A 24,718-nucleotide genomic window follows, 5' to 3' on the forward strand; every position below is an offset into this window, starting at 1 on the left:
AAGCCGAAACACTTGCTCAGCCATCCCGATCATTGAGGCTGCTGGAAGCCCTCCTTTTGGAGCGACAAATCGAACTCTTCGTGCGGCTGCATCTACCTCGAGCTCGACCTGACCTCTGCCGTACATTTTGTGGAAATCAGCGATGTCCACATATCTTCCGGCAAAGCGGCAAAACTCGCCTGCCTCTTCGATGATCATCCGATCATCCGTTGGCGTGAGGTCAATTTGCCGGTCGCCGCTGTGGAGCCAACGGAGCGCTTCAGCGAGTCCTTGCTCTGAATTCTTTAGGGTTTGCGTCGCTCCAACCCCGCTCATCCCCAGAGGCCCGAATAACGAAAGGATGGCGAAGCAATCGAATTGAGCAAGCGCTGCGTACACTGCGGTGCTACGATCTCGGCTCCAAAGCGCAAGGGTTTCGTAGTGCTTGTCGAGCACTTCTCGCTCGAATTCGCGAAAGACTTGTTCTGTTTCTTCGGCGGCGGGCACTTTTCTTGCCTTCGGGATAGGCCTTCCATTTGCTTCAAGATCATTCTACGCCAAGACGCCAGCGACTACAGGCACACCGAAGCTCTCGATTGTTCGGTGGTTTGAAACAATTGAGGAGCGAACGACCTTGAAAGCCTCCGCTTACACGCGTCGTTCACATCGTTCGACGGAGCTCAAAAACCTGCGTCAACTATAGATGCCGAAGGCAGTTGTGGTGAGACTTAAGTGCGCTCATGTCGAACCGACCGAGAACGTCATGTGCATATGACAGCACATGCCACGCCCTCCTGAGTGGGCTGGGCAGTCGCCATTTTGGTCGTTTGATTTATGATGGTCCGTCTGCCGAGCGACACAACGCGTTGGTCGATCCGAACGAGGTTGGTGCCAGAGCTGGTTGTTTCATTGATGACTGCTTCAATCTCAAGGACAAGCGGTTTCGCAACCATTAGTCTCCGGCAATCAACCTTTCCACGCCTCAAATCCAAGCGAATCGGCCATCCATAAGTACCGTGCCACACCAAGTTGCTGCATACCACCGAAAAGCCGATCTCGCCAATCGACGGCTTCTCCAATGGATAGCTTGGCCTGTTTGTGGAAGTCCGCTGTCGGCATGATTGCGTCCCTCATGTCGACAAGTAGCTGCATGCAAAGGCAGATGTTCGGCCTGCCTTCGATAACGGCATCGTCGACTTCAGGAAAGGCATCCAGAACCTCGGCACAATTGTCGAAAACTTCTTGCACAATCGGCTGCGCACGGGTTGTTTCGTGGTCGAGATATGACTGGAGTATTGACGAGCCCAATTCGTCTAGATTGTCCGGCAGCCGGTCAAAATCCGCCATGTGATCAACATGATGAAACAACAGGCCGTAGGCCGCCGCGAAACGGTCAAATTGTTCCCAACTTCGTTGCACATCCCAGCGCTCCAGTCCCAGCCGGGGCCAAACATCATCTGGGACGTTCTCTGGGAACAGCCGCCACGGACTCTCTTGAAGGTCAGGTGGTTCTGTGTAAGTCACAGCCTTGAAGTGTGGTATCACCTGACGCTCTAAGCTCTTTCCATCGACAAGAGGAACGAGAACAATCGCTGACCAAAGCAAATCGACTGCCTTCACCCTCACAATCTTGTCTCGATCTGGCTCAAACACGCTGACCAAATGATGCCACATCATCTCCACGGCTTTCAGCGTTGTGATGGGGTGATTTGTGTCACAAGAAATCCATAAAGCGGGCATACCATCCCACGGCGCGGTCTCGGACAAGATGCGTGCCTCAATCCCCTCTTTGCGGAGTGCTTGAAACGATTTCTTCAAGCGGTTTCTCGTTTGCACGAGCAAGTCGCCGACACCGGTTGGTTTCCGAGGTTTGCTCTTCCTTGGGCGTGATCCCTTGTTTGATCTCACGCCCCTGTCTGTCCGCAAACCGTCGATGAAGACGCACCAAGCCGTAATTGTTGTCATAATCGCCCTGCGTTCACGCTCGCAGAACACCGAATCTGCACCGGGGAGTTGGGCATCCCCAAAGACCGTTCGCGTTGCTCGTTGAAGTTGGTCCACGGCGGCACATGCGTCAACGCCATTGACTACGGAGAGACGAATCGAATGTTCGCTGATTCCCAATTTCGACGCGGTCGCCAGTAGACTGTTCTTGGCCGATTGCGATGCGGCGTTTCGTAGATGCGGAATAAGGACCATGCAGTCAAGCGCCTGGGACATGAAATTCCCAAATGTTCTTGTGTATTCGCCTACTGCTTTCCGCACCGGTGAGAATCGCTGTGATCCAGAAAAACGCTCACTTCGAGAATCGGTGGCGTTCCCTGATGAGGATTCGGTCACGAACCCCCATTCATCGACGGCCACCTTTGGGAGCAAGAACTGTGCATTGAGTTCCTTGCGGCATTCGTCCCATCTGGTGGGGTTTTGAAGCAGGACGCCGCCACCCGCTGGCGGTGGCTTCGCCAACGAAGGGATCGCTTTGCAGAGGTCATCTACTGCAGCGAGCACATTCTCTCGCATTTCTTGAAGTGATCCGAAGTAATCTGCCCAACTATCAGGCCGAAACCTGCGTTCGACATGGCCGCGTGCTAGGGCATTGAATCGCGGTGGCCATGTCGCGTGCAAATTCTCGGATAAAACGCCTGGTTTTTCTGCTTCGTCCCAAGACTGCGTAACAAGAGACATACGGTGCCCGTAACCAACTGCACCGTATCGCTTCTTTCCTGCAAAAAGATTGCTTAGCAATTCCACTCGCTCAATCGTCAAATCGTGAATGGTTGCTTCGGCGGCCCTTGACCGATTCCCACGAGTGCGAAGTGCCGTCGACTGTCGATCGAGGTCAATTGCGTAGTGGGCTACCACAGCATCGTCGGTTTCATCCAATTCGGCGAAGGCCGCTTCCGTCCGCAAGTGGGTGACCAAGTTATCGCGATGCGACGTGAGCCACTCGTCATACGCTTCAGGGTCGCAAGTGCGGATTCCACGGATGAACTCTCCAAGTAAGTACACCGGAAGTTCCTTAAGCGCCGTGTCGATAACATCTCCGGTGATCGCTTCGCAGAGTGAAGAGTCGATTTGCAAATGCCCAAGCCAAAACACAAGTTCCCCCATTGCGATGAGGTTTTGCATGTCTTCGGGAGTCGACGGTGGCTCGGTAAACGCACACACCCAGCTACGCAGACCGAAGAAGACACTCTCCTTGTCGGACTGCTTCGCCTTTACGGAGCGTGCATACTCAGCCGCCTTGCCAGCTTCGGCCGAAATGTGCTCAAGGCTATCGAACAACGAAAAACCCTCCTTGCCGAGTACCTGCCCCAAATCCCAGTCGAGGGTGGCGTACCAGCCGGAACTCACTTTCTGAACAACTTCATCGAGGAGTTCTGAGTTGTGCTCACTGTATTCCTTGATCCCATTCCACATGAGCGATGCTGCTACGCCATGAACTCCTACCCACGTCTTGGGCCGAAGACCATTCAAGGCAGCAGTCAGGGCTTTGGACGAGTCTGGATTTCGAGAGAACGCACAGAGCAGAAAGCTCTGCAAGTCGTCTTCAATGATCAGCGGCAAAGCCCGAGAAGCGGCTTCGGCCCAAGGGCATGCAACGGGGTCGGTCAGCTTGTTTGTGATAATCTCGCTACGAATCGAATGAAACCCCTCGACATGACATCCATCCTCCGAGACGCGAATCAAGTACTCGTCGTTAAACCGTTCGATCGTGCGCTGCGGCGAAACGAGTTCGCAGCACTTAAGAAGATTCGCGAGGTCCAAGCGTGCCTCATACGCCGAGGCGATGGCCACAAGCCGTAACAATTCCAGTTCGCCATCACCCCTTTCGCCACGGATTACCGCGTCTTGGAGTGATTCGATTTGCGAAGATATCCGGTCTGCAAGCGACTCTTCCTGCGTGATGTAGTACGCGAACTCGAATAGTGTCTTTCGCTTGCCGAACTGATTCCAAGCGTCGTCGAAATCAAGGTGCCGTGATTGGTCTGCCCATGCTGCCAGGCGACCGTAAATCGGCTCGGCTTCTGGCTTCTCAAAAGACAGAGGGACTTCGGCAAACGAAAAGTCGGCAGGACTTATCCGAGCACGGGTCCAGTCCTCCTCGCGGATTGTGACTAGAACTCGAATTCCGACGACAGACGCGAGTTCACGAACGACTTCGGACCAGTAGTTGTCGCCGGGCCTCACATCGAGATATACCAAGGTCGGGACTTCAACTGCTTCGACGTGGCCGATCAGTGCCAGAGCAAGCCGCCGTGCGTGTTTCAGATTCGATGAAGTCAGAACCTCTAGACGAAAGTCTGAGGGGGCGAATTCTTTTGCATATCGGTAGGCGAGCGTTGTCTTTCCTTGGCCGGATGCGCTATGGACAACGACGACGTTTTGACGAATGAAGGCAGTGTGAATCTCCTTTAAGAAGCGGTCACGCGGGACGTCGAGGCCCGAATGAATGTGGTCAAATCGAACGCGACCTCCCCGATAGTACTCGTTGGCGAGAGCGTCCTTTTCGCCGCCAGCGTATTCTGTGGGACCGATTGGAACGATGGAAGTGTGCCACTCATCGTGGTAAGCAGCACGCTGCGACAGGAACTTGCCGATACGTCCAACCTTGGCGATTGCCTTGGTTCTGTCGATTCTCAACTGTGTTTCAGATGAAGTGAGCAGCCACCACATCAAAAAATCGAATGCGTGTTGGGCATCGACTCCTGTGATGGTCTTTGACAGCGCACTGACAACTGCGTCTGTCAGCACATCTTCGGCGACCGGAGCAAGTTCGACATGGTTAATGATGTTCTTGGCGTCAGCTTCCGGTAGCCCTGGAATCGTATGCGTCTTCGTTGTTCCATCGACCAGCTTTTGCTCGCGCGTCCGAGTTTTAGTTAGAGTCTTCAAGACTCGTGTCTGTGCGGCGGCGTCTCCAGAAACAGCATTTTGGAGATCAGGACCAATCGGTCCGAAAGATGCGATACGAACGAGCGTAGGCGAGCCAGGGACGCAGTGAGGGGCGATCCGCTCGTAGAATGACGGCTTGAAGCTCGACACAGCGAGGTTGTCGCTGTGGTCTTTTACCTGAACGATCTCGACGAGCGACCCGGTGGCATCGTAAACTGCGAGATCTTCGTTCCCCTCCGGCTGAATCACAGACGCTTCGGGTAGACCATCATCGAACAAGCGAAACAGGGCGTATAGTGCCTGCCGCCGGTAGCCTCGATATGTTGCCGTAGGGTCGTCCTTGATCATGACTGACTATTGTATCTAATCGAACCCTCCACGCGAGGCTGGGGTGAAAGCAACTGTGGCTGTCAATCTCAGTGCGATTCGGTCCGACGCGCCGAAGTCCCAGCCCTTTTTTTGCGCTCAGGTCGAACCGACCTGGGGCGTCTATCGGGCCTTTGGTAACTGAGTCGGCCGTAAACGCCGAAGCTGTTTCCGTGGCCGAGCCAAGTTCGAAATGCTCTATCGAAGTGGGCGTCGAGAGTCCAACCAAATGTGCCAAGGCTGCCTGGATGCGTGGAATCAAACTCAGGCCGGGCCACTGCTCTCCGGCGCAGTCGACTGCTCCGCCTGCCGAAGCTCCCGCTCGGTGTTGTAGGCCTCCTGCATCAAATTGGCCGCCTTCAGGTAGTCGACGCCCGAGAGATACTCCGTGTCGTGCCACTTGCCTGCCGCGTCCTGATAGGAGCGGGTTAGTTTCCCAGAGAACCGCACGCGGTCCCCCTCCTCTTTTGGTTCGTTGCGGAAGATGGCGATTCGCATCAGACCGTCGCGAGTTCTGCTACAGGACGATTGGAGGCCGATTGATCATTGGACATATTGTGGGTGCTCCATGTTCTACGTTGTCGAGAACACCATCGCTACGTGATTCGCCCGTGGGTTGTCAACCAGAATGATGACGCTACCTATAGCGGAGTGGGCTGCGAGACAATCGATGATGAATTGAGTGTGTGCGGCGAATCCTGCGGGCTTCGTCCATCCTGTGCCGCTTCGTTGAAACTGACGCCCAGAATATAATCGGCAGCCGCCTGTCCTTTTGCTGCGGCGACGATCACGAGCTTCTTGTCACCTTTGATTTTCTGCCGCCAACCATCGATGTAAGCAGCCGTGTTCTCAATAGTCGGTGGACTAATTCCGGCGTGCGCACACAAGAACGCAGCTCCCATTTCTGCTACCAGCTCCTCCTTGCCATATTCGGGCGACCCAAAAACATGACCACCGATGCCACTCTCCGCTTCCCGATTGAGTCGCTTCTCGGAGCCTGTGGAATGGACACATTCGTGCCAGAGAGTAGCGTAGTAGTCTTCGGTCGATACGAAGCGTGCTGGCTCCGCAATCCTGATTTTATCTTCCCTTGGCAGATAGCAGGCAGCTCTGCCGCGATTTTCAATAGTAGGTGGATCCTGGTAGCCGGCGAGGACTAGGTCGCACTGCTCGATTGGCGTGAACTCGTTTAGTTGGTCCTCGGCAACTTGGTCCGGGGCAATGATCCCGTCACACTGTTCGGCGTTGAATACCGTGTAGTGTCGCAGCACTGGCAGTCGAACAACATCGCCTGACTCAGCGTTCTCTTTCTCGAACCACCGCCAGAAAATCACCCCGGTCCCCTTCTCGCCCTTTCTTACCGAGCCACCAAGCTCCGTAGCTTGCCTGTAGGTCAGCCAATGCGAAGACCCAAATCCTTCCATCCATGCGGTGAGTGCCAGAAGAAATACGTTGATGCCGCGGTAACGTTTGCCAGTTGTCATGCTGGTAGGATAGCCGGCGCCGCCACGGCCCATGATGGGATGGCGCCACGGGGGAACACCTTTGTCGAGGTATGCGAGGATTTTGTCCTGAACCTCTTGATAGATATCTCGCTTCGGTTTTCGCTTGGCCATCTCAGATCGAAGTGAAGCACGTCCGATACAACCATGGCAAGTGTTTTTGTGATCGACTGTTCGAGAGCCTCGCTAGGATTCTTACTCACTCCACCCGGCCGAACGCAGCGCCATGAAGCCGGGAGTTCCAATGGCCCCCGCAACAAATGCTTGCCTCCCTACTCCCAAGTGCGCTAACCTTTCAGTGCTCGGCACGGTTGTCGAGCCGGACTTAGAAATCCGTCTCGCATTCGGCTCCAGGGTCGGATGGCCGGTGAATAAGGCCTCTGGCCGAATAGCCGGCGGCTTCGCGAGAGGTTTTCTAACGTCCGATCACCAGTCCCACGAAGGAGCCGATATGATGTCAGAAAAGAAGACCACACCTCCCCACCCCGCTAAGGTCCTCCGCCGCCATCCTCAACTCGACCGCCTAGTCACCCGCCTGCTGGGAAGCCCCGAGGCAGACGAAGAATTCGCCAAGTTGGAAAGGATGGAGAGGAGCGAAGCAGGAAGGCGCTAGGCCGTGGCTTTTCTTTCTCCCGGTTCGTATCTCACCAGCCCCGCCCTCTTGGCGGCGTCTGCGAGTGCTTTGTCGTGAGTCGCAATGTCTGCTTCCAACTCGATGGCCAACGAAAGGTACGTCGCATCATAACTGGTGAGTCCATAGTCGTGGGCGATTCGAAGAACTTCAAGCCGACTACGGGGAGAAGTGGTGATGATCGGCAGCTTGAAACTGGCCTTCAGCAGAAAGGCTTCCGCCACTTTGAGATCGATCCGCCCTCTTCTAACTCCCAGAACTAGAACATTTAGCAATTCATCCCAGAAGATCGGTGGCACATAGGCCAGTTCATCCATGCCGATGCGACAGAGAACTGCATTGGAATAGGTGGCGTCCTCATTGGGAAGCGCGAGCGGTAGGATGGCAGAGGCATCGAGCACTAGCGGCACTACCGCAGTCCCCGGTGTCGATCTGCAACAATGTCCTCGATGGTCGTATCCCGCAGCTTGCCGCGAAACTCGCGGAAGATACCGATGAGCTCTTCTGCCGAGTGCTGGAACAAGGTCGGTGTACCGTATTGCCGTTGCAGTGCCGCATCCGCCAGTTCCTTTAGCGCAGTCTCGGGCATCCCCTGCCGAGCCGCAAACATTTGCATCATGCGAAGAGTATCCGCAGAGATTTCGATCCTTGTGGTCATAGTTCACGATACTACGATATCGCCCACAAAAGCAAGAAAAATCGACATCACGAGACTAGTGCGGTGAGTGCGTGACCATGTCACATATGGAGCCCCCTACTCTCAACCACCAAACCCTCCACCATCTCTTCATCCCTATCGCCCAATCACCAAGGGTGCAACCAGCTCACCTGCCAAGCAGATTACGGTAGTTCGATAGGGTTAAAGTAGTCTCGGATACTATGGCGAAGCCAACCCATAGGCAAACTCCCCAAACCAAGGCGGCTTTTTCGCACTCAAACCACTAAGTAATAGACTGTTAACCTTTGTAGGGGACACATCTGTCTCCACTCGATTTCTGCGTCTCCCGGCCAAGGAATACCACTTGTCCGCGTTATACTCGACACCACCCTGCTTCCAAAACGGCAGAACACTGTCCATGATCCAAACCCTCAGACCGATAAAAAACCCAGTCCGCCGACTCTTAATCGTCTGCGTCCGGATGTACCCAAACTTCACCAGCTCCTGAACGTAACGCTGAATGGACCGTGGACAGCGATTCATAATCACGCCCAGGGTTGTCTTCGTCGTATCAGTAGAGCGCCCCCTCCCCGTCCGCGCGACCAGCACCTGCAACAGTGCCTTCGACTGCGGCGTCAGTCGATCGTCCCTGGCCGCCTGCGTGGCCATCGCCTTGGCAAACTGCTTGCTGGGCCGCGGGGCGGCACGTTCGTGCCGAGCTGGTGGAGCAACCCTGTTGTACTTCGAATCGACCGCCCTCTTCCGCCTCGCCTCGAAATCGGCCAGGTCGGCTTGCTGCTCGTCGTGGGATATCCAGCCTCGGGCTGTATCCCGCCAGTACTGGGGCGTGTTGTAGGCTGGCCGCTCGTAGAACCGTGGTTTCGGGGATTTGTCGATGCCAGACCTCGCCTTTGCTCGGTCAAACAGCTTCTGCTGAACCGCGGCGGCCTGTGCCTCTGCCTCGCTATGCCGCTGTTCTGGGGACCTAATCGGAATGGTACTGAATGATTGAGTCGGTATAGAAATGTGGTTCATATCGACGTATAGCGTTCCCTCATCAGCTTGCCGCCACTTGGTAACAGCCAGTATTGCATTAGGCGTGCATAAGTGCTTGCCGAATCACTTTTGATTTGCATTGCAGGTCGAAGAGCGCTAGAGTGAAGGCATCAAGAGATGAGAGCCCCGCTCTTCTGAGATTTCAAAAAGCCACCGTTCCCGCGGTGGTTTTTTCATGGTTGGCAGCTTCTTTCGGGGTGACGCCCTCCTTGATGTGTGGTTAAGACAATGGGCTGGCCAGAATAGTCGGCCCGGTAAGAACACAATGGCCACGATTCGGCCATGCTGAAAACCACTGTACACGATTCTTGCACAGCTTTCGACAAGAAACTGTCCACAGGCTGTCTGGTCACTGCCCATCAGCCTGACCACCCTACTCACCACCCGGCAGTGAACACCCCTCCTCCGCGCCGCGATCTCCAGCCGTTTCCGCCGACACCTATGGTGTGCAGTTGGTGGTCATTGTCCACCACCGATGCACAGCCACTGCTGACCAGGGGAAGCTGAACCCTGACCACCCGTGGTGACCACCTGGTGCACACTCCACGACACCCCACCCGGGAGGAGGGCGGTCGTTTCTCCTTGCGCACCCCGCTGAACTCGTGCTACGGTGACCACAGATTCGATCCACTGATGAGCACTGACCACCCATGACCGCCACGAAATTCAACATCACCGAAGCCCACCGCATCACCGGCAAGAGCCGCACCACGATCAAGAAGCATATCAAGCAAGGCAAGCTCTCGGCCGAGCAGGACGACAACGGAAATCCCGTCGTCGACGCGTCCGAGCTCGCCCGCTGCTATAACGTCAGCACTGCAGACTTCGAACGGGCCTCAGCCAGCTCCAAATCCACAGCGGGTGTGCAGACCAGTGGTGGTCAGCCCGCTGGTCAGTTGACCAGCAATATGCAGCAACTGCTCGACTCCGAAGTCCGCCTCCGTCAGCGGCTGGAACAACAACTCGATGAACTACACGAGGTTCTCAAACGCACCCAGGAGGGCCACGAACGGGCCATGCGGCTGATCGAAGATCGCTCGCAAACGTCGAGTGAGTGGGAGAAACCTCTCAAAGCCCTGCAGGCGCAAGTCGCGAACCAGGAGAAGGCGCATCAGAAGTTCAGAGAACTCGCCCATAAACGGATCGCGAAGGTCCAGCAGGAACTGGAGCAAGAACGTTCCAAGTCCTGGCTCGTGAAACTCTTGAGTCGGGAGTAGGGCACTTGCGATTGGAACCCACAACTCTACATACCGGAATTCCGGAAAGATGCAACCTGTGGATGAATCTGTAGCCGCGGCTGCAAGTTGTTGCATCGGCGCCACCATCGTGGCAGCGTGAACCACACCTAAGCACTGCTTAGGAGACAAGCCTAACACAGTATTATTCACTTCCCTTACTTCATCCATCTACTACTATTACCCCATCAGTGCCTCGCCCTGCATCATCCAATGCCACTCCATTCCTCCATGCTGCATCCCACCATCACCGTCATTCAGTCCGTCGCCTAAATACTCCGTCATGCTGCTAGCCACTCAGTCCCAAAGCATCACCGGCACCCAGGAGTACTTTGAAAAAGTGCTCACGCAGGGGGACTACTACCTGGGCCAGGAGATATCGGGCCACTGGCACGGCAAGGGTGCTGACATCTTGGGAGTAGGGCAGGGATCAGCGGTAACAAAAGACGAGTTCTTCGCCCTGCTGGAAGGCAAACACCCGATCACCGGCGACCGCCTGACCCAACGCCTTCGCAAAGACCGCCGCCCCGGTATGGACCTCACCTTCAGTGTGCCCAAGAGCGTCTCGCTGGCCTGGGCCATCCTGGACGATGAGCGAGTACTCCAGATCCTCCGTGAAGCGGTTCATGAAACGATGCGGCACGATGTGGAACCGTTAATGCAGCGCCGCGTCCGCCAAGGCAAACATGCCAGCTCCAAACAGCGCACCGCGACCGGCAAACTGATCTACGCCGACTTTCTGCACAAGACGTCGCGACCGGTCGACGGCCAGCCCGATCCCCATTTACATGTTCACGCCTTCGTCATCAACTGGACTGAGGACAACGGCAAGCACTACGCCGCAGAACTCGAAGAGATCGTCCGACAACGTCCGAGCCTGCAGGCCAAGTTCGACGCCCGCCTGGCACGCAAGCTCCAACAATTGGGATACTCAGTCGAACATGTCCGCTATCTGCAGGGCGGCAGGCTCAAGCGTGGCTGGGAGATCAAAGGCGTGTGGCGATCGATCATCGAGAAGTTCAGCCGCCGCACTACCCAAATCGAAGAATACGCGGCCGAGCACGGTATCGTCGATCCCACCAAGAAAGGCCAGCTCGGCAAACTCACCCGCGATAAGAAGGATGATGGTCAGTCAGTCGCTGAGTTGCAATCCAGATGGCGCGAGCATCTGACGCCGGAAGAGCGGGAGGCATTTGCCAAGCTCCTTCGTGACAAGAGCCAGGGCGAAACCGAGGCGGCCCGAGCCCATGAGTCCGAACGGGCGATGAAGTCGGTCGAATACGCCCTGGAGCATCACCTGTACCGGCAATCGACCGTCGAACGCTACCAGGTCATCGCCACTGCCCTGGAACACGGGTTAACGCTCCATCCCAAGGACGTCGAACAAGCCCTTGATAAGATGGACGTTATTTGCCGTGAGGTCGATGTTCAAGGCCACAAGCGGCAATTGGTAACGACACGTAGCGTCCTGGATGCGGAACGCAATCTGATCCGCTTTGCCCGCGACGGTCGCGGTACGCGCAAGTCGATATCCCGCGCCGAGCACGAGTTCTCCCGGGATTGGCTCAACAAGCAGCAGCAGGCGGCGATCCGGTACGTGTTGCAATCTCGGGACACGGTGATGGCGATCATCGGCGGCGCAGGAACCGGCAAGACCGCCTTGATGAAGGAAGCCACCGAAGCCATTGAAAAGAATGGCAAAAACGTGTTCACGTTTGCCCCCAGCACCGGCGCGAAGGAAGTCCTGGAAGGCGAGGGATTCAAGAATGCCCAAACGGTGGAGCACCTGATCCGTAACACGAAACTCCACGCTAAGCTGAAGGACCAGTTGATCTGGGTTGATGAAGCGGGTCTGGTCGACGTCCGGTCGATGAACGCCGTGTTCACGATCGCTCGCGAGCAGAATGCCCGTGTGGTGCTTTCCGGCGACCCGCGGCAGCACGCATCTCCGCGGCGTGGCGAAGCCATGCGGCTGCTGGAGAAGGAAGCGGGCCTGGAAATTGCCCGCACGGAACTCATTCAGCGTCAACGCGGCAAGTACCGCCAGGCGGTGAACCTCATCAGCAAGGGCTATGAGATCGTCGACCAGCGCACGGGCAAGTCGGGCCTCCTCGCCGGGTTCGACCTCTTGGACTCGCTCGGCAAGATCAAGGAGATATCGTCCAACGATCGGCATGCGGAGCTTGCGAAGACATATTTGGGGGCGATAGAGAAGGGAAAGTCATCGCTGGTAGTGGCGCCTACGCACGCCGAGGCAGAGGCAGCGACATCAGAAATCCGCTCCCAGTTGCAGCAGCAAGGCAAACTCTCCCAGGATCAAAAGTGCTTCACGCAGTACCGGTCGCTGAACCTCACCGAAGCAGAGAAGGCCGACCCGCGAACTTATGACAAACACCAGCAACTCGTCATCCAGTTTCACCAAAACACTGCTGGTAAGATCAAGCGAGGCGATCGTTACCAAGTCATGGGCGTCAAGGACGGCAAAGTCGAACTGCGGGGGCTCCAGAACCAAGAGCACAAGTCACTCCCGTTGAATGCCACCGACCGGTTTGAAGTGTATTCGGAGAACACTCTACAGCTTGCCGTTGGTGACAAGGTCCGCTTCAGCCTGGGCGGGACCACCAAAGACAAAAAAAGCCGCATCAGCAACGGACGTCTCGACGAGATCAAGGGCTTTGATCGGCAAGGCAATCTGATTCTGAAAAACGACTGGGTTGTCGACAAGGACTACGCCCACGTGGATTTGGGGTATGTCATCACTAGCCACGCCAGCCAGGGCAAGGACCGCGACGTGGCGATAGCAGCCATGGGGTCGCAGTCCTTACCTGCGATCAATGCCCGCCAGTTTTACGTAACCGTATCACGTGGGCGCGAGGACGTGGTCCTGTTCGTGGATGACAAGGCCAAAGTCCGCAGCGCCATCCAGCGATCCGGCGAGCAGATGTCTGCCACGGAGATGGTCCGCTGCGTAGCACAGACTCGTGATGCGCGCACTAGACACACGGCATTGCAGCAGGAGAGGGCGCTTTCGTTCAGAGATCGAATAGTGCGGTGGTGGAACAATCTTCGCTCCCATGTCCAAACGCACGAGCCGGTCGGCCGACACCGGGCCGCCGCTGGGCGGGATATGGGACAGGGGATGGGGATGCAACCTAGTTTGAGTAGGAGTCGATAATCATGTCCAATGTGGCACGAGCTTTTGATCAGCACACCCACCGGGGAGTCATCCGCAGTATGCCTGGACCTGCGTCCAATGACCGGAACAACGACGCGGCTTGGGAGGTGCTCCCCATGGGGGCGATGCCGCCGATGATGTTTCAGTTGCGGCTGCACAACGGCAGTTCCCGGTCTTTTGCGTTTAGCGACCTGCGGGAGGTCTCGTGTCCCCACGCGGGCGTGGTGCAACTGCACCTGTTTGCCATGGCCAAGCTGGTTATCACGATTGAAGGCAGGCATCTGCGGGAATTGGCCGGTGGGCTCAGTTGCGCCGGTATCCGCTGGATACAGGAATCCGATCCCCGCAGCGCCGGTCGGCCTGAAACGGAGCCGGAAGTTACCCGGATCACGATCGAGCAGGTCGCAGATTAGGCCATTATTTAGCTGAATGGAGCTTGTCCTAAATTTAGGACAACGCAATTCGGCGGACGCCCGTGAGCGAGCGCCTGCCGCAAAGGTAGGCTGTTTTCAGTTGGTAAGATTGTGCAGTTTCGCGTCCCGCTCGAAGATTAGGCACGTGTCATGCAAACCGGGAATGAAGCTGCTGCGATAGCGTCTTCGCGACGACGTATTACCATGCTGCAGGCGGATGATCTCCGTGCACGCGGGCCAGAGTCCGAATTCCAAAGCCTTGCTGACCAGTAGCTGAGGCAATGGCTGGTAACGTCCACCGTCACAGTATCCACCGATCAGCACGGCAATCTTGCCACCAGGTGCCAGGACGTTCCGGCAATTCCGCAAGACCTGCTGCATCCGCGCGAGGAACGACTCCAGACTGTCGGCGTTGGATAGGCACCGAGCGTCCTTGTTGTAGCGAATCATCCGCCAGTAAGGTGGATGCATCCACACGAAGTCCACCGGACATAGATCGACATAGCTCATGGGATTCACCGCGTCCAGGCCGTGGCGGATGTCCATCGTGTCGCAGGGGAGACCCAATTCATTGCATACATCGGCACAAGTACCGCTGCCCGCCATGACGTCGAGCACTCGGCCTGGACGATAGTACTGGAGCAGATCGAGAATGAAGTACCCTCCGCAGTTGCCCCGATAGCAGGACGAACCGTAGGGACCGCGTGGGACCATGCTGTGGATACTGGTCAGATGCGGGACCGGGCTGCTGTTCATGGGCGCCATCGGCAACTCGATCAGCTGCCGACGGTCGGCCGGGGCATTGCGCTCCCGGCCTTCCGCTTGGGCGAAACAAAAGATCATTGATCTCCACCACGATTGGCTTTGGCCTCAGCCTTCAGCTCTCGCTCGCGATTGTACGCCTGGACCAGCAGGTTGGCGGCCCGAAGGTACTCGCTGCCTGAGAGGGCCTGCGTTTCGTGCCATTGCCCCTCGGCATCCCGGTAGCTACGAGTGAGCTTGCCGGAGAACCGGACGCCATCGCCTTCCTTCCTGGGATTCTCGAAAATCGCGATCTTCAGAGAGCCATCGGCGAATTCAGCGACTGGCCGGTTTTTGGGTTGAGTGTTGTTAGACATTGTTTTTCTCCTTTGTGGTTAGGGTTGAAGATGCCATCCGTCCGGGGGACGCCTAGAACCGCTAAGTCAAGGGTTTGCCGCACAGCGGCTCGTCCAAAAATCTCCAAGCGCAGCGGCCTGGGGAGATTTTTTGCGACCCTTGAAAGAGCGAGTTCGCGGACGCCAGGATTGGCAATCTGAGAACCTCACCCACAAACGGAAAGAAAAAACTGTCAATGTCGGTCAGCACGAGACCATTTAGCCAGTGCTTCGCCGGTGGCGTATGTGATTTTGGAGCCCGGAAGAGAGTAGGGGAGGCCGGTACGGCAACGGCAAACCGTGATAGGGTGCCGGAGAATGGCATGAATTGCGGGACGCTTGCAGGCGATTCGTGGGCCTCCAATCTGCTGGTCACTGTGTCGCGGGGCAGTAGAAGTAGAGGGCGCGCCGGGGTGGTGGCTTGCAATTCTGAATTCGACAACGCGGGAGGGCGGCTCGCTGGCCCCATCAGCCATAGCGAAGCCGCCGATTGGTTCATTCACAGCGTTGGTGCGGCAGTTCTCATCTGACTGGTCGGCGAGCGGCAGAGGACATCGTTCCAGTCTTCGCCTTCGCGGGGCGGGAGATGTTGCGTCACCTGCTTTCCGTTGACCTCGGAGAGGGCGTCGGCAATTGCCTCGGCCAGTTTATGGCCTCCGGGGTCATTGTCCATGGCCAGGATGATCGTGCTGCCTCGGGGCATCTTTTGTGCTGCGGATTGGAGGAGGGATCGTTGCAGGGGGCTTATTTGTCCCGCGGTGCTGACAAAGCGTTTCCCATTTGTCCCAAACAGCGTGGCAAAGCTCAGGGCGTCGATCGCTGTTTCACAGATGACGAGCTCACTGTCGTCAAGTCCGGGACGCGAGCAGAAGAGACCCTTCACGCCACCGGTTGAAAACCCAGTGAATCCGCGATTCTTGATCTCAAAGCCACACAGGCCGTCCGTGTTGAAGTGGGCGAACAAGGCGTTGCGACGTTGGTCGGTGCGGATGCGGTCGGAGAAGATCGGGTCGGCCAAGACGTTGGTGATTTGACGTTCGCTCTCTAGGTACTCGTGATGACTATGGATCGGGTTCGCGTTTTCCCATGCTGCACCGACCTTGGCAGCGTCGTGTTGGCTCGGAACAAGTTCTGGGAACTGGGGCAGTGGAGACGCCGCAGAGAGGCCCGACTGGCCAAGCCACGGACGAAGTTCTTTTCGGACTTCGCCAATGGAAACACGATCGCGCAATTGAACAAAGTCCACGATGGTTCCGCTGTCTCGCGAGTCGTGCGCGTTGGCATAGATCCAGTGCCGGTTCGCTTTGCGGGTAACGATACACTTGTCGCCATTGGGGTGGCGCATGACCGAATAATGGCGGGAGCTGGTCTTAGGGTCGAGTGCAAATCCCCGCGAAGCCATGTACTCGCTGAGGTTGATTTGAGTCTTGAGAGCTTCGAGTTCGTCGTTGCGTGTTGCCCTGTTCATACGACACCTTAGCGCGGGCAAGTTTCTTAATCAAAGGTCTTCTCCGTTGAGGTACACGAGTGGGGTGGACACATGGGATAGCTTGCCAAACTAAGCGATCGGTGCTAAACAAGGTTGCATCTCCATTCAACTATTTATTTGCCGGTGTTTCCATGAGAAGCCGGTGCGAAAGTCGATACCCGATCAAGACGATCAATAGAAGCCGTTTACAGCCCTATTTCCTGAAGACTTGCGGAGAAACTCCATGTCAAAGTCGATTCTCGAAGACGCGGTCGGATTCGTAGCAGGAATGCTTGGCGGTAGCATCAAGTCTCAGCATGAGTTCTTGCAGACTGTGCGACGAGCGGAAAGCAGTCTCAAAACGGGAGATATGAATGAGGCACGCATCGCCTATGAAGAAGCAATTCGACTATTCGAACAGTTGCCGGAACACTGCAAGAAACGAAACCCTGGGGCGTATAGCCATCTGATCGGTACACTCGCAGCAGTGTTGGATGAATTGGAGGAGTTTCCGACCGCGAAACATTACCATGAGCGATCGATAGACCTAGTCCGACAGGAGGTCGCCGATGGTACTGAGGACGACTTGGACACTCTGGCACTTAGGTTGCGCAACTACGGGAACACTCTTGCGGACTTGAAAGACTACGCCACAGCACTTGCTGCCTATGAAGAGTCCTTGGCCATCCGCAGAAAGCTAGCCGCACAGTACGGTGAGTTATTCGACGAAAAGGTTGCCAAGAGCTTGCATGTATACGGCAGGCTGCTTCAGATCATTGGAGATTCTGAACGCGCGAAGGCGATTTTGCTCGAAGGGTTGGAGGTGCTCGCTGGGCACGAGGTGGAATTCGCACCGACATTTGCCAATACGCTATCTTCACTGAGTGTTGTATTCGCTGACCTCGGTGATTACGAGGCGGCAAGGTCCAATGCGATGCAGGAATTGTCGGTACGCCGGTCATTGAGAGACGCCAAAGACATAGCAGATTGCTTGACGAATCTGGCCGACTTCGAGCACAAGCTGGGTGACTTCTCGCCAGCCGAAGACCACCTGAACGAGGCAATTGCCATTCTGGAAACTTCAACTCAACCTGGCATGGCGACGTACGACGCCTCGCTTTCTGCCTGCTTTAACAACCTGGGTAATCTTCTGAATTGCCAAGCCAGATCCAGTGAGGCTGAAGACGCCTTTGAGAAAGCGATCAAGATCCGAGAGGCATTGGCAGACTGCTTACCTGCTGTCTATTCGCTGCGGTTGGTTAATACGCTCAGCAACCTTATGTGCGTTAAGAATGCCTTGGGCAAGTTTGAAGAAGGGCGGGCTCTGGGAGATAGAATCTTGCAGCTGCTCGAACGTCTCCCGGAAACGACCGACGAAGAATCTCGCGAGATAACAGCCAGATCATGGTTCAACCTAGCTAATACGTGCGCCCAAATGAGTGATTTCGAGGGAGCAAGGTATGCCTTCACGAAAGCTATCGAGATACAGAAGACTCTGGTAGCTGACCACCCACATCGGTACAGAACCAAACTGGCCAAATCTCTCTGCGGCTTGGCCACGGTATTGAACTCCATGGGAGACAATGTGGCCGCTCGCTCGACCTTTGCCCACTCGGTGACCATGCAAAGAGAACTGGCACTTTCGGGCTTGCTGGAACATCTCGAGCAATTGGCCGTTGTCCTGTCCAACTACAGCTATGCATTGATGCAAATGGGGGACGATGATGAGAGCATCGAGATCATGGAAGAAGTCGTTGGGTTGGAGGAACGGATCGCGGAGCTGCATCAGCGAGAAGTCCACAGAGGTTTAGGTGATGCGCTACACGATTTGGGTTGCTCGCTCCTCCACCGCGGAAAAAATGAGGATATTCGCAGGGGTGGGGAGGTCCTACGCCAGGCCGTTGAGATCCGTCGTGCACTTGCAGGATCAAATTCACTGAAGTCGATTGCAGAATTGGCGCTGTCGAGGCAAGGCTTGGGCAAACTGTTGCTGGTGTTTGGTGATTTACAGCACGGCAAGGAGATGCTGCGAACGGCAGCGGAAGGATTCCGAGAGGTTGGAAAAAGGGAGCCGGAAGCCTACTTGCAACAACGAGTAAGTGCTTATGTTGAGTATGCGGAGATTGGACTGACAAGCGCCATCGAAACCTCTGATTCAGCAGGCCTCCAGGAGATTTATGGGTGGTTGGAAGAGGCCTCCCAAATTGGCGAAAAACTGCGGTATCGCTTCTTGCATCCAGGGCAACGGCGACTCAGCTCTGAACGCAACATTCCACACGTGCTGCAACTTTTGGTGATTTGTAGTTTTGAGATGTGGAATCATGACAAGGACGATGAGGCCAAGCTGGAGGCCGCCGTTCTGTATAGCGAACGAGGCAGAGTTCGTGATCTGCTGGATGCGCTGCAAGAGCAACCCGAACCGATTAACACGCCATCGAAGCTGGTAGAGCGGCTCCGGGTGTCCCGGAAGAACTTGAGTATTTTGGCTGATCGGATGCAGGAACTGGAATCTCCTCGTGCTCAATTCCTACCGGCGGAGGGGGGACCAGGGAGCTTCGAGCTAAGCAACCGTGCATTTGAAGAAAGCCTTGAAGAAATCAAGCGAAGCTACTACGCCGAGTGCGACATTTACCAAGAGACCATCAATGAGATTCGCAAAAACTACGATCCGCTGTTCGATCCCGAAGGAACCTCTAACGACGTAACTGTCGACCAACTCCGCGCCGCACTCCCCGACCGGGGAACTGTTGCCATCCAGTATACGATGACAGACTGGGGGACGGTGGCTATTACTTTGACCTCATCTGGCTTAGAAGGCGTGCTCCTGCCGGAAACGCGGCGGGACATTTTGCGAACCATCGCCGAGAGATGGTTGGTGAGCATTGGGCAGGTAGGTGAAAACCGAAGCCTGCACTCTCAGGACGAGAACATCGACAGTGTTGTTCGGGAAGTATCCGATTTATTCACATTGCCGCTGGCGAAGCGATTGCCGGCGGGCACGCGGCGCGTCCTCATCGTTCCCCATCGAGAATTGCATTTGATTCCGTGGAACGCCTGCTGGATCGATGACAACAATCGCTTGGCCGATCGATACGAGGTATGGATAGAGCCTAGCTTAGCCGTCTACTGCGCGACAGCATCACGCACTTATGCACCGCGTAATCAGGTGTTCTGGCTCGACATCTCAGACCAAAAGCTGGAGTACCACGAGCTGGGCTTTGCTCGTGTAAAATCGCACTTTGACGAAAGGGTAGACCGTCACACAGTTGAAACGGTTGACCCATCCGAGTTGCGATCTGTGTCCGCGGAAGTTGATATTTGGCACTATGGCGGCAATTGTCACTTCAACAAGGAGAGTCCGCTTGATTCACTGTTCGGTCAGGAAAGACGTTCTCATACACTGACATTGCGCGATGCATTCGTGAGTCTGCGACTTCCCGGGACACGCTTGGCATTTCTTGCAGCTTGTCAGACGGGTCTGGTCAATGCTGATGACCTCGACGACCATGTGGGTTTTCCGCAAGCGTTCTTGCGCGCGGGAGCACGGTGCGTCATAAGCAGCTTGTGGAAGGTTCATGACTTGGCCACGACGCTACTGGTTGACCGCTTCTACTGGCACCTGAGCCAGGGTCTGGAGGCGGGACAATCGCTACGAGAGTCACAGAACTGGCTGCGCGGAGTCCCTGATAGCACCGGAGATTGCCTTGCAAACGGCCAGGCTGTGCTGGACTACTTGGATAGCATCCGATTTCTTGATAGCATCGAGTTGAGCAAAGCGATGCTATTAAGTCTTCGCGATTGGATGGACGATTTCAAGCAGTCGTCGCCTTTTTCTTTCACCTATTATTGGGCGGGATTCCAACTGTCGGGTTATCCAGACTAGTCACAGGTTGAATCTGCCTCCTCTTGCTCATGCCAAACTCACCGGGAAAGCGAGACGAAGCACAGGATGGGACCGGTGAGCATCGTGGTGAATCAGTCCAACCGGATGTGTACGACACGCATGCCTTTCGGGAGATTCTCGATAGCGAGTATCGCGACTACCTGCCGAACTATCTTAAGGAGCTCTTGACGATCTGGAGTGGTGGCAGGGAGGTCTCCATGTTGTCGGATGTGGAGTTGCTGCAGAAATTGCAAGAGATTAGTTCTCAGCTGGCTGGACTTGATTCTAACTCACCTGGGGCTGTATCGAGTATTGAGCATCTTGAGCAAGAGCTAGCAGAAGCACTCTTCTTGGCTGCCAGGGGTGAAGAGTGCATAAGAGCAAAGAATGTCCTCAGGGATAGGCTTCAAGGTGAACATCTCGGCCCAATGGACTGGTTGCCCGCAGGCGTTTCAGAAGGGATCTCCCGTGTTGGGTCGATGCTGCTCAAGGTTGTCACTGGCATATCAATTTCAGTACATGGCTATACTGGATCAGGGAAAGCAGATGCTACCGTTGATGTTTCTTATGAGCCTGCCGGTGTTCATCAACCAATAGATAAAGATGACAAGCCTGCAAAAACTGTTGACTCTCCGCCGCTAGAGGTAGAGGATGGTGACTCAGAGGCAGGGGGGCCTCCAGTCACGGAACCGAAGGATGAAATCTATAGGCTTGACATCAATTTGATCAAGCACTGGTATGAGCAAGCGGATCCAACTGAGATTGGGCAGCTCCTTGCTTCATTGCCCGAACAACCTCTCATAGTAACTGCTGAAATCGCGGGGCGAGAAGAGACCTACCGAAGGTGTGAAAAGGTACTAATGGGCATTAGACTTAGAGGCAGTTCTCCGTCTGTCGCCATGAAGAAAGTCAATCAGTGGATTTCCCAAGCTTCGCACAAGAAGGCGTTCGCCGAAGCATCCAACGATACTCGGGAGTCCGTGGTTGACTGCCTGCGAGCGGTTGGGGCTGCGCTGAATGGTCAGTACTACTATGTTCCCGAGGGGGATTCTCAGAAAGTCCCAGTTTCCATTCGATGCGGTACAAACCAAAGAGGGAAACGACGGTTTACCGTAAGTGAAAGTGGCGGTAAACGCAGCACGCTATCTCAAACACTGGGAATTCCGGAATTAATTCTTGAGGCCCCTTGACGGTACCTACGGTAGGTACTATCGTTAACCTAAGCAGTGACCCCGTTTTTTTCGAGTGAGTGTACCTACGGTAGGTACCTCGATCCGGGAGCTGTTTCCAAGGGAGAAAGCCATGAATTCACCCACTAGGGAATTTGACCCAGAAGCGCTTGCAGGCGAAACGGATCTACCCATTACGAGGGCAGCGCTCGCCCTACTGATTGCCGCAAATTGGTACCGCGATCTGGCCGACCAGATTCTCCGCATCGATCCAAGCCTTCTTCGAAAGGCTGGCTTCACGTCGGAGGACGTACCGATGCTCCGCCTCCATCATGCAGAGCTGCAGCGGTGGCACAAGTTTCTCGATGGCATGGACTCCCAAGCTAGCAATCGTCGGATGAGGTCGTTGGACCCTCGCTCCAACTCTTCGTCATCCACGGACTAACCGAATCACCACACGGCACCGCCGGACCGCTCGAACCCAGCCCAGCCGTTTCCTACCCGTATTCGAGAGAAAGGAGAAAACCATGAATACAATTTTTTTGGTTGCCCAAGCCGCTGAAGGTGGCTTCCCCTGGGGCGCCGTGATCCTCGTGGTCGGCCTGATCTGGATGGTCGCCGCGTTCTGTGAGGCCTTTAAGCCCAAGGGCTACACGGTCAACCACAAATCGCGAACCGACGTTACTCCCAAGTAGTAGTCGGTCGCCTCCGTGCCTTGGTTTGGTGTCCGGCGCAACGGTGACCCGCCGCCGGACGCCGCCATCGCCCATGTAGTCCTTACCACTAGCACGGGATGTTCGGCGGCTCTCCCCGCGGGACCGCCGACTCCCGATCTTTCCCTGTTACCCAAAACGAAAACGGACCTGAATCTCATGTCCCATCTAATTGAATTAATTGAAGCCAAGGTGCCGGTAAGAGATATCGTCCTCGCCATCAACAGCATGAACAGGGTCGAGCTCGAAGCCGCCGCCAAGAATCTGAATGACAACCACGTTACCTTGCTGGGCAGCTGGACTGTCAAGTCCCTCCGGTCGGCTGGAGTCGAAACCCGGCTGCACCAAGGAGGACTGCTCCTGTTTTACAAACTGGCTACCAAGCAGGACGGTCGAACCGGAATGTTCGAGAAAGTCTGCGAAGAGTTGGACATCGCGACCAACCGGGCCTACGACCATATCAAGGTCTTCGAATGCTGGTCGAAGGATCTGCTGGCAGAACCGGAGCTGATGCAGTGGTTCCGTACGGTATCGCTGCGGTTACTGGCGATGGACCGCGTCCCGCAATCGCCGCGTGACAAAGCCATCGAAATCGCGAGAAGCGGAGAGCTCGTCGACGAGAAGCGCGCCCGGGAACTGATTGGCAAGTATGTCGACGACGCCGAGCAGGAGCCGGTTCCTGTCACTCCCCGCAAGAAGGCCGCTGCCAAGAACGTCCGCGCACAGGGCCGCAAGCGTCGCGGCCCACCTGCCAAGGAGGTGTTTCGACACACCGAGAAGGACACCCGCGTGATCATTGAATCGGCGAACCCGAAAGCGAAGACCAATCCGGCGCTGTACATCCCCATCCTGGAACGAGCGCTGGCCGCCTATCGCAACCTCTGCAACGTGGCGGGACCAGACTTGGAAGATCTCAACCTAGTTTAGGAGCCCCAACCATGACTGAAGATCTCGGACAATTCGACGAGGTGTTCCCGCAATCGCCCACCGGCGACGCACGACCGCCCAACTCCAAACCACTCCGCCGCCGCAAGCCAGCTAAGCAACAACTCAGCTTCTGGTGCGCCAACGCCTTTGTGACGCCAGTGGCGGCCATCTGTTGTCTGGTCATCAGTGGCGAGGGCTGGCGAACGCTCCTGGGAATCACCAGCATGCGTTTGTACTCCCTGCCAATCCCAGGCGCAGATTTGCTGCGCAACTACAGTGGTTTCAGCAAGCTCGACTTAGCAGTTCTGTGCTCGCTCGTGCTGCTAGTTGCAGTAGAAATGGTATACGTGCGGTTTTTCATGCTCCTGATGGAAAACGGCAACCTGACCGAGCAGCGCAACAAGAACCCAATCCTCTTTTTTCTATTGTCCGCCATCGCCCTGGTGATCGTCGGCGGCGACGCAGGGATCTTCTATCTCGGACTGGCCAGCAAGGCCGCCAACAGCTGGACCGAGACACCCGCCTATGTACCCGCTGTGGCCACGGCGGTCTGGCTGGCCTGCCTGGGAGCCTACGCCGCCTGGGTGGCCGACTACAAGTGCTCCGGCACAGTCTGAATTGAGTCGTTGAACATACCGCGCTACCGGTGCGCGGCCACTATCACCGCGGTTCGTACCGCACAACCCGAGGATTTCAGAAAATGACTATCCGCTATGGAAACCGTTGTGTGGGTTGCCCCCCTCGTTGTCCGCATGACGACGGGGATGGGTGCCTACTGGTAATTATCATCTTTCTGCTGGGCCTGCTGGTCATCTCGAGCGGCTGCATCGAGAACCCACCGATCGACCAGCAAAAACCGTTTGAAGTCCAAGAGCTGGACGCAACCTTGTCGATCGTGGTCGATCAATCCGGATCCTTCTCCGGCGAGTGGGACAATCGGGCGTACGATCTTTTTCTCGAATTGATGGACCAGTTTTTCACTACCAGCATGGGAGATGAGACCCGAGTGGTGATCGCCCAGCTGAGTGGCAACGAGAACACGATCCTATTCGAAGGCCGCCCGGGGGAACTCCGAAGCCGCTTCCACTCGCCCGCTGAGCTGAGCGCGTTCCTGCACGAACACGCCGATGGCGGCGGCTCCCATGTCTATCAAGCCACTGCCGACACGCTCAACTACGTCGCTTCCCTTCAAGGTGTCACCGAGAACACTCGGCTGTTGACTGTCATCTTGAGTGACATGCAGGACAACCAACTCGATCGCCAGGCTCGCCAACAGTCCGGCAGTGAGCTGTTGGAAGCCTTGAAGCGCTATCAGCAACGTGGCGGTGCGATCGCACTTTACTTCGTTGCCGACGATCAAATCGCTCTTTGGCATCGCGTGCTCAAGACGGCCGGATTCGAGCCGGGCATGTACCTGATCGAGAACGACATCGTCGAGAACCCCCAGCTACCTCGATTTGATTGATGGGACCTAGCGCGGTTCGGACGCACACACGCGGGGGCAATAGAAG

General features: G+C 55.9%; 20 protein-coding genes. 11 read left to right on the forward strand and 9 right to left on the reverse strand.

The window, feature by feature from the left end; genetic code table 11:
* Nucleotides 1-945: 945 nt before the first annotated feature.
* From ACQK2L_RS28275 to ACQK2L_RS28285, 3 genes are all read right to left on the reverse strand, one after another.
* Nucleotides 946-5,223, reverse strand: a complete 4,278-nt coding sequence (locus ACQK2L_RS28275; protein WP_425400402.1) for a hypothetical protein — start codon at nucleotides 5,221-5,223, stop codon at nucleotides 946-948.
* A gap of 282 nt (nucleotides 5,224-5,505) precedes the next feature.
* The gene (locus tag ACQK2L_RS28280) at nucleotides 5,506-5,739 is read right to left on the reverse strand and encodes a hypothetical protein (protein ID WP_425400403.1); all 234 of its coding nucleotides are present in this window, start codon (nucleotides 5,737-5,739) and stop codon (nucleotides 5,506-5,508) included.
* Between the two features lie 143 nt (nucleotides 5,740-5,882).
* Complete coding sequence (locus ACQK2L_RS28285) at nucleotides 5,883-6,857, reverse strand: ArdC family protein (protein ID WP_425400404.1); 975 nt, start codon at nucleotides 6,855-6,857, stop codon at nucleotides 5,883-5,885.
* Between the two features lie 337 nt (nucleotides 6,858-7,194).
* On the opposite strand from ACQK2L_RS28285, the gene ACQK2L_RS28290 reads away from it, so the two are divergent.
* Nucleotides 7,195-7,356, forward strand: coding sequence for a hypothetical protein (locus ACQK2L_RS28290; protein ID WP_425400405.1), 162 nt, complete (start codon nucleotides 7,195-7,197; stop codon nucleotides 7,354-7,356).
* Here the strand turns inward: ACQK2L_RS28290 and ACQK2L_RS28295 are convergent.
* The 3 genes from ACQK2L_RS28295 to ACQK2L_RS28305 all read right to left on the reverse strand — a co-directional run bounded on the left by ACQK2L_RS28295 (nucleotide 7,353) and on the right by ACQK2L_RS28305 (nucleotide 9,067).
* The gene (locus tag ACQK2L_RS28295) at nucleotides 7,353-7,775 is read right to left on the reverse strand and encodes a type II toxin-antitoxin system VapC family toxin (protein ID WP_425400406.1); all 423 of its coding nucleotides are present in this window, start codon (nucleotides 7,773-7,775) and stop codon (nucleotides 7,353-7,355) included. The genes ACQK2L_RS28290 and ACQK2L_RS28295 overlap by 4 nt on opposite strands.
* Before the next feature lie 8 nt (nucleotides 7,776-7,783).
* Nucleotides 7,784-7,993, reverse strand: a complete 210-nt coding sequence (locus ACQK2L_RS28300; RefSeq protein WP_425400407.1) for a hypothetical protein — start codon at nucleotides 7,991-7,993, stop codon at nucleotides 7,784-7,786.
* Nucleotides 7,994-8,251: 258 nt separating this feature from the next.
* Entirely contained in the window at nucleotides 8,252-9,067 is an 816-nt protein-coding gene (locus ACQK2L_RS28305) for a hypothetical protein (RefSeq protein ID WP_425400408.1), read from the reverse strand.
* A 671-nt stretch (nucleotides 9,068-9,738) separates the two neighbouring features.
* On the opposite strand from ACQK2L_RS28305, the gene ACQK2L_RS28310 reads away from it, so the two are divergent.
* The 3 genes from ACQK2L_RS28310 to ACQK2L_RS28320 all read left to right on the forward strand — a co-directional run bounded on the left by ACQK2L_RS28310 (nucleotide 9,739) and on the right by ACQK2L_RS28320 (nucleotide 13,911).
* The gene (locus tag ACQK2L_RS28310) at nucleotides 9,739-10,305 is read left to right on the forward strand and encodes a hypothetical protein (RefSeq protein WP_425400409.1); all 567 of its coding nucleotides are present in this window, start codon (nucleotides 9,739-9,741) and stop codon (nucleotides 10,303-10,305) included.
* A gap of 301 nt (nucleotides 10,306-10,606) precedes the next feature.
* The gene (gene mobF, locus ACQK2L_RS28315; RefSeq protein WP_425400410.1) at nucleotides 10,607-13,498 is read left to right on the forward strand and encodes a MobF family relaxase; all 2,892 of its coding nucleotides are present in this window, start codon (nucleotides 10,607-10,609) and stop codon (nucleotides 13,496-13,498) included.
* 2 nt (nucleotides 13,499-13,500) lie between these two features.
* Nucleotides 13,501-13,911, forward strand: a complete 411-nt coding sequence (locus ACQK2L_RS28320) for a hypothetical protein (RefSeq protein ID WP_425400411.1) — start codon at nucleotides 13,501-13,503, stop codon at nucleotides 13,909-13,911.
* A 96-nt stretch (nucleotides 13,912-14,007) separates the two neighbouring features.
* Here the strand turns inward: ACQK2L_RS28320 and ACQK2L_RS28325 are convergent, their stop codons facing one another.
* The 3 genes from ACQK2L_RS28325 to ACQK2L_RS28335 form a co-directional block, all read right to left on the reverse strand.
* The gene (locus tag ACQK2L_RS28325) at nucleotides 14,008-14,754 is read right to left on the reverse strand and encodes a hypothetical protein (RefSeq protein ID WP_425400412.1); all 747 of its coding nucleotides are present in this window, start codon (nucleotides 14,752-14,754) and stop codon (nucleotides 14,008-14,010) included.
* Nucleotides 14,751-15,029 (reverse strand): hypothetical protein, encoded by a 279-nt coding sequence (locus tag ACQK2L_RS28330; RefSeq protein WP_425395027.1) that lies wholly within the window; start codon nucleotides 15,027-15,029, stop codon nucleotides 14,751-14,753. Before ACQK2L_RS28330 ends, ACQK2L_RS28325 begins: the two co-directional genes overlap by 4 nt.
* Before the next feature lie 517 nt (nucleotides 15,030-15,546).
* Nucleotides 15,547-16,515 (reverse strand): toprim domain-containing protein, encoded by a 969-nt coding sequence (locus tag ACQK2L_RS28335; protein ID WP_425400413.1) that lies wholly within the window; start codon nucleotides 16,513-16,515, stop codon nucleotides 15,547-15,549.
* Between the two features lie 244 nt (nucleotides 16,516-16,759).
* Between ACQK2L_RS28335 and ACQK2L_RS28340 the strand changes: the two genes are divergently transcribed.
* From ACQK2L_RS28340 to ACQK2L_RS28370, 7 genes are all read left to right on the forward strand, one after another.
* Nucleotides 16,760-20,398, forward strand: a complete 3,639-nt coding sequence (locus ACQK2L_RS28340; protein WP_425400414.1) for a CHAT domain-containing tetratricopeptide repeat protein — start codon at nucleotides 16,760-16,762, stop codon at nucleotides 20,396-20,398.
* Between the two features lie 29 nt (nucleotides 20,399-20,427).
* Nucleotides 20,428-21,588 (forward strand): hypothetical protein, encoded by a 1,161-nt coding sequence (locus tag ACQK2L_RS28345; RefSeq protein ID WP_425400415.1) that lies wholly within the window; start codon nucleotides 20,428-20,430, stop codon nucleotides 21,586-21,588.
* A 112-nt stretch (nucleotides 21,589-21,700) separates the two neighbouring features.
* Nucleotides 21,701-22,012 (forward strand): hypothetical protein, encoded by a 312-nt coding sequence (locus tag ACQK2L_RS28350; RefSeq protein WP_425400416.1) that lies wholly within the window; start codon nucleotides 21,701-21,703, stop codon nucleotides 22,010-22,012.
* 82 nt (nucleotides 22,013-22,094) lie between these two features.
* Complete coding sequence (locus ACQK2L_RS28355; protein WP_425400417.1) at nucleotides 22,095-22,262, forward strand: hypothetical protein; 168 nt, start codon at nucleotides 22,095-22,097, stop codon at nucleotides 22,260-22,262.
* A gap of 15 nt (nucleotides 22,263-22,277) precedes the next feature.
* Nucleotides 22,278-23,207 (forward strand): hypothetical protein, encoded by a 930-nt coding sequence (locus ACQK2L_RS28360; RefSeq protein ID WP_425400418.1) that lies wholly within the window; start codon nucleotides 22,278-22,280, stop codon nucleotides 23,205-23,207.
* Between the two features lie 11 nt (nucleotides 23,208-23,218).
* Entirely contained in the window at nucleotides 23,219-23,824 is a 606-nt protein-coding gene (locus tag ACQK2L_RS28365; RefSeq protein WP_425400419.1) for a hypothetical protein, read from the forward strand.
* A gap of 83 nt (nucleotides 23,825-23,907) precedes the next feature.
* Entirely contained in the window at nucleotides 23,908-24,672 is a 765-nt protein-coding gene (locus ACQK2L_RS28370) for a hypothetical protein (protein WP_425400420.1), read from the forward strand.
* Nucleotides 24,673-24,718 lie beyond the last annotated feature (46 nt).

This window comes from Aeoliella sp. (assembly GCF_965227375.1).
Classification (GTDB): Bacteria; Planctomycetota; Planctomycetia; order Pirellulales; family Lacipirellulaceae; genus Aeoliella.